Origin of the sequence: Stenotrophomonas sp. 2YAF22 (genome assembly GCF_052114665.1) — a bacterium.
Classification (GTDB): Bacteria; Pseudomonadota; Gammaproteobacteria; order Xanthomonadales; family Xanthomonadaceae; genus Stenotrophomonas; species Stenotrophomonas indicatrix.
In genome coordinates this window covers 1-4861 of record NZ_JBFRFE010000318.1, presented here as the reverse complement: position 1 = coordinate 4861, position 4861 = coordinate 1, and the positions used below count along the sequence as shown (strand labels likewise).

The following is a 4861-nucleotide window of genomic DNA, read 5'->3' as shown; positions in this document are numbered from 1 at the left end:
GGCCATGGCGCAGGACGAGATCGACTACCTGCGCGAGCGCTTCACCGCGCTGGGCCGGTCGCCGTCGGACGTGGAACTGATGATGTTCGCGCAGGCCAGCGCCTGCTGGAGAAGATCCGGTTCGATCCGGCGCAGGACACCCTGTGGTTCTGCGGCGACCTGGTCAACCGCGGTGGACAGTCACTGGAAACGCTGCGGCTGGTGCATTCGCTGCGCGAACACAGCGTGGTGGTGCTCGGCAACCACGACCTTTCCCTGCTGGCCGTCGGTGCGCGCACCGAGGAAGAGCAGCGCAAGGTCAACCCGGACCTGCTGCGCATCGTCCAGGCCGAAGACCGTGATGTGCTGCTGGACTGGCTGCGCCTGCAGAAGCTGGTGCACGTGGACCGCGAACTGGGCTGGATGATGGTGCATGCCGGCCTGGCGCCGAAGTGGACCACGCAGATGGCCGAGAAGCATGCGGCCGAAGTGGAAGTGCAGCTGCACGGCGCCGGCTACCGCAAGCTGTTCCGCAACATGTACGGCGACAAGCCCAGCTGGGCGCCGAACCTGACCGGCTACGAGCGCTCGCGGGCGATCATCAACGTGCTGACGCGCATGCGTTACTGCACCTCGCGCGGCCGTATCGGCATCGAGGACAAGGGTACGCCGGGCACCCAGGAACAGGGGCTGTATCCCTGGTTCGAAGTGCCGGGCCGGGTCGAGCGCGACCTGAAGGTGGTCTGCGGCCACTGGTCCGCGCTGGGCCTGACCATCACCCAGGGCATCCACGCGATCGACACCGGTGCAGTGTGGGGCGGCAAGCTCACCGCAATCCAGCTCGACACCGATGAGCTGCGTGTGGTGCAGGTTCCGGGACGTGACGTGCCGGCACCGGTCGCCAACGCGCGGCCGCCTGCACGGCCTGCACATGAGCGCGCGGCAGGGCAAGGCAAGGACAACAGCCAGGGCAACGGCAACGCAGCAACGGCCGGCGCCCCCGGCAACCGTGGTCCGCGTCGGCGCCGCCGCCGTGGTGGGGGTGGCAACAACAACAACGGCACGCCCCCTTCGGCATGAAGCCAGGCAACCGCGCACCATGGACGGTGCTGCTGCTGACGCTGGCCCTGGCCAGCGGCTGCCAGCCCACGTCGTCGCCAGCGACCTCCGGCGCCAACAAGGCCGCCGCCCCGGCTTCAGCAACGGCACCCTCACCACCGCTGGTCGCTGCCGCCCGCGCGCAGATCGGCGTCACCACCCGCTACGACCCTGCCTATCAGGTGCTCGCCTACCCCGGTGGCGACGTGCCCGCTGATCGCGGCGTATGCACCGACGTAGTGGTCCGCGCACTGCGTACGCAAGGGCTGGACCTGCAGGTCCGCGTGAACGAAGACATGCGTGCTGATTTCAGCGCCTATCCGGCCCTTTGGGGCCTGTCCCGACCGGATCGGAACATCGACCATCGGCGCGTGCCCAACCTGATGCGCTGGTTCGACCGCCAGGGTTGGCAGCAGCCGATCAGTGCCCTTCCCAGCGACTTCGCTGCCGGCGACATCGTGGCCTGGAAGCTCAACGGCAACGGCCTGCTGCACGTGGGCATCGTCTCCGACCGGCGCCTGGCCGACGGCACGCCGCTGGTGCTGCACAACATCGCGCGTGGTACGCGGGAAGAGAACCTGCTGTTCCAGCACGCCATCATCGGCCACTACCGGATGCCGTAAAACGATCCTGTAGAGCCGAGCAAGGCCGGGCTCTACAGGACGTCGCGCTCAGCGGCGGACGTAGTGCATGAAGCGGAAGGCGTAGGCATGGCGTTCGTCAGCGGGATGCGGCTCACTGCTCACCTCCTGCCAGTCACCCGGGTCCAGCTCGGGGAAGTGGGTGTCGGCCGGTACTTCGGCATCCACCCAGGTCAGGTACAGATCACTGGCCTGGTCCAGCAGCTGGCGGAAGATCTCGCCACCACCAATGATGCACAGCTCACTGGCGCCCTCACCTTCTGCAATCGCTTTCGCCTCGTCCAGCGCGGCCACCGCACGCATCCCCTCGAACGGCACCTGGCCGCTGCGGGTCAGCACCAGGTTGGTCCGACCCGGCAGCACGCGGCCGATCGATTCGGCGGTCTTGCGCCCCATCAGGATCGGTTTGCCCAGGGTCAACGCCTTGAAGTGCTTGAAGTCGTCCGGCAGGTGCCAGGGCATGGCATTGCCCTGGCCGATGCCACGATTGCGGTCCAGCGCAACGATCATCGAAAGTTTCATGGTGCGGCCTCCTCAGCCGGCGTCGATCTGCAGGCGTGTACAGGCCTCGTTGGCGGTACTGGCCGCGCGCAGCGCCGCAGCCAGCGCGGGGTTCGACGTGGAATTCTCGTCCAGGCCTTCGAGGATCCTCTGCATCTGCGCGTCCTCGATCTCCTTCAGCCCCGGTCCCGACAGGATGTCGCTGGACAGCGTGGCAACGTCCGTACCGCCGCTGCGCGCCAGGAATTCCTGCAGATCCTTGCTGGAATAGACGACCGCCAGGCGCTGCTCGAGCTCATGCTGGTAGGCGGGCTCTTCGATGCCAGCCTTCAGGTGCTCGGCCATCGCCGCGTACATGCCGGTCACCGCCTCGCGCACCTGCGCCTGGCAGCCGGCCGGTATGTCGCTGGGCAGCAGGGCGCCGCTATCGAGCGTCCGGACGAAGGACTGCAATTCCCCGCGCATGTGCTTGTGCACGATCTGCTCGTTGACCTGCCGGGCCAATGCGAGGGTGTCTGCAGGCGCCGCCTGGACCAGGCTCAGCGGCGCCAGGCCAGCCAATGCCAGCAGCGCCGCAACGCGTGGGCGCGCACTCACACCGCCACCGGCGCCTTGATCGCCGGATGCGGATCGTAGCCGTCGATGCGGATGTCATCGAACTGGAAGCCGAACAGATCGGTCACCTCCGGGTTCAACCACAGCGTCGGCAACGCGCGCGGCGCACGCGACAGCTGCTCGCGGGCCTGCTCGAAGTGGTTCGAATACAGGTGCGCATCGCCCAGCGTGTGCACGAAATCGCCGACGCCCAGGCCGGTGGCCTGCGCCACCATGTGCGTCAGCAGTGCGTAGCTGGCGATGTTGAATGGCACACCGAGGAAGATGTCGCCACTGCGCTGGTACAGCTGGCAGCTGAGCTTGCCGTCGACCACGTAGAACTGGAACAGGTTGTGGCACGGCATCAGCGCCATCTGCGAGAGCTCGCCCACGTTCCAGGCACTGACCACCAACCGCCGTGAATCCGGATTGCGCTTGATCTCGTCCACCAGCCACTGCATCTGGTCGATGCTGCCGCCGTCGGCCGTGGCCCAGCTGCGCCACTGCTTGCCGTACACCGGGCCGAGGTCGCCGTTGTCGTCGGCCCACTCGTCCCAGATCCGCACCTGGTTGTCCTTGAGGTAACCGATGTTGGTATCGCCCTTCAGGAACCACAGCAGCTCGTGGATGATCGAGCGCAGGTGCAGCTTCTTGGTGGTGACCAGCGGAAAACCGTCGTTGAGGTTGAAGCGCATCTGCCAGCCGAACACGCTGCGGGTGCCGGTGCCGGTACGGTCGCTCTTCTCCGCGCCATGTTCGAGCACGTGCGAGAGCAGGTCCAGGTAAGCCTTCATGCCTTGCCCTCGGCGACCACCAGCGGCTGCGGCTGCAGCACCGGCGCGCGGCGCGACATCACCAGCAACACCAGGCCGAAGGCGATCAGCGGCACGCACAGGATCTGGCCCTTGGTCAGCCAGCCGAACGCCACATAGACGCCGTTGTCGGGCATGCGCACGAACTCCACGGCGAAGCGGAAGATGCCGTACAGCAGCGCGAACAGGCCGCCGATGAGATAGCGATGGCGCGGCTTGGCCGACACCGTCCACAACACCACGAACATCACCAGGCCTTCCAGCAGCGCTTCATACAACTGCGACGGATGACGGGCGAACTGATTCAGCGCGCCGCTGGCGAACTGCGACTGCAGGGTGGCGTGGTCGAGCTGGTTCAGCGGCGCCGGCAGGCCGGACGGGAACACCACGCCCCAGCTGCCGTCTGTGTACTTGCCCCACAGCTCGGCGCCGATGAAGTTGCCGACGCGGCCAAAACCCAGGCCCAACGGCACCAGCGGCGCCATGAAATCCATGGTGTCGAAGAAGTGCAGCGCGTGCTTGCGCGACCACCACCAGCAGGCGGCGATCACGCCCAGCAGGCCGCCGTGGAAGCTCATGCCGCCGTCCCACACCTTGAACAGCAGCAGCGGGTTGTGCAGGAAATCGCCCAGCGCGTAGAACAGCATGTAGCCGATGCGGCCGCCCAGCACCACGCCGAGCATGGCGTAGAACAGCAGGTCGGAGAAGCCGTTGGCATCGACGCCCGGCAGGCGCCCGTCGGCGATGCGCTTGCGCCCCAACAGCCAGGCGGCGGTGAAGCCGAGCAGGTACATGATGCCGTACCAGTGCACCTTGATCGGTCCCAGCGAGAGGGCGATGGGGTCGATGTCGTGGAAATAGATCATGAAGGGCGCCTTGCAGGGATGCCGATATTCTAGCGCCGCCCGGGAGCGGCCTCGCGGCGGCCCCGGTCACGCGATTGCCGGGCTTCAGCCCAGGATCTGCGGCGTGTCCGGCAGGCCGTCCTGATCGGACCGCGCCGAGGCCGGAAAGTGCCCTTCCAGCAGGGTGGAAACCTCATCGATGGCATCACGCAGCGCCGCCACCGGCTGCGAACCGCGCAGGCCCTCGCGCAGGTGGGTGCAGACCCGCTGCCATTGCTCGGGCGCGACCCGCCCCTGCAGGCCGCGGTCGGCCACGATCTCGATGGCATGGTCGGCCAGCAAGAGGTAGATCAGCACGCCGTTGTTGTGGGCGGTATCCCAGGTGCGCAGG

Annotated in this window: 7 protein-coding genes and 1 pseudogene; 3 read left to right on the top strand and 5 right to left on the bottom strand. The window is 67.1% G+C overall.

From position 1 onward, the window contains the following. The 3 genes and pseudogenes from AB4Y84_RS13345 to AB4Y84_RS13335 form a co-directional block, all read left to right on the top strand. Nucleotides 1-103 (top strand): annotated as a pseudogene (locus tag AB4Y84_RS13345) (hypothetical protein); the annotation flags it as partial. Continuing rightward, on the top strand, nucleotides 103-1059 hold the full coding sequence (locus tag AB4Y84_RS13340) for a symmetrical bis(5'-nucleosyl)-tetraphosphatase (protein ID WP_442250265.1): 957 nt from the start codon (nucleotides 103-105) through the stop codon (nucleotides 1057-1059). The pseudogene AB4Y84_RS13345 and the gene AB4Y84_RS13340, both read left to right, overlap by 1 nt. Further along, the gene (locus AB4Y84_RS13335; RefSeq protein WP_442244638.1) at nucleotides 1056-1700 is read left to right on the top strand and encodes a DUF1287 domain-containing protein; all 645 of its coding nucleotides are present in this window, start codon (nucleotides 1056-1058) and stop codon (nucleotides 1698-1700) included. Before AB4Y84_RS13340 ends, AB4Y84_RS13335 begins: the two co-directional genes overlap by 4 nt. Nucleotides 1701-1748: 48 nt before the next feature. Here the strand turns inward: AB4Y84_RS13335 and AB4Y84_RS13330 are convergent, their stop codons facing one another. The 5 genes from AB4Y84_RS13330 to AB4Y84_RS13310 form a co-directional block, all read right to left on the bottom strand. Then, on the bottom strand, nucleotides 1749-2240 hold the full coding sequence (locus AB4Y84_RS13330) for a dihydrofolate reductase (protein ID WP_442244639.1): 492 nt from the start codon (nucleotides 2238-2240) through the stop codon (nucleotides 1749-1751). 12 nt (nucleotides 2241-2252) lie between these two features. Then, the gene (locus AB4Y84_RS13325) at nucleotides 2253-2816 is read right to left on the bottom strand and encodes a hypothetical protein (RefSeq protein WP_442244640.1); all 564 of its coding nucleotides are present in this window, start codon (nucleotides 2814-2816) and stop codon (nucleotides 2253-2255) included. Next, entirely contained in the window at nucleotides 2813-3607 is a 795-nt protein-coding gene (locus tag AB4Y84_RS13320) for a thymidylate synthase (protein WP_230113097.1), read from the bottom strand. Before AB4Y84_RS13320 ends, AB4Y84_RS13325 begins: the two co-directional genes overlap by 4 nt. After that, nucleotides 3604-4491, bottom strand: coding sequence for a prolipoprotein diacylglyceryl transferase (gene lgt, locus AB4Y84_RS13315; RefSeq protein WP_089238861.1), 888 nt, complete (start codon nucleotides 4489-4491; stop codon nucleotides 3604-3606). Before lgt ends, AB4Y84_RS13320 begins: the two co-directional genes overlap by 4 nt. An 84-nt stretch (nucleotides 4492-4575) precedes the next feature. After that, nucleotides 4576-4861, bottom strand: a 286-nt coding sequence (locus AB4Y84_RS13310) for a TPM domain-containing protein (RefSeq protein ID WP_442250264.1), incomplete at its 5' end; no start/stop codon positions are given.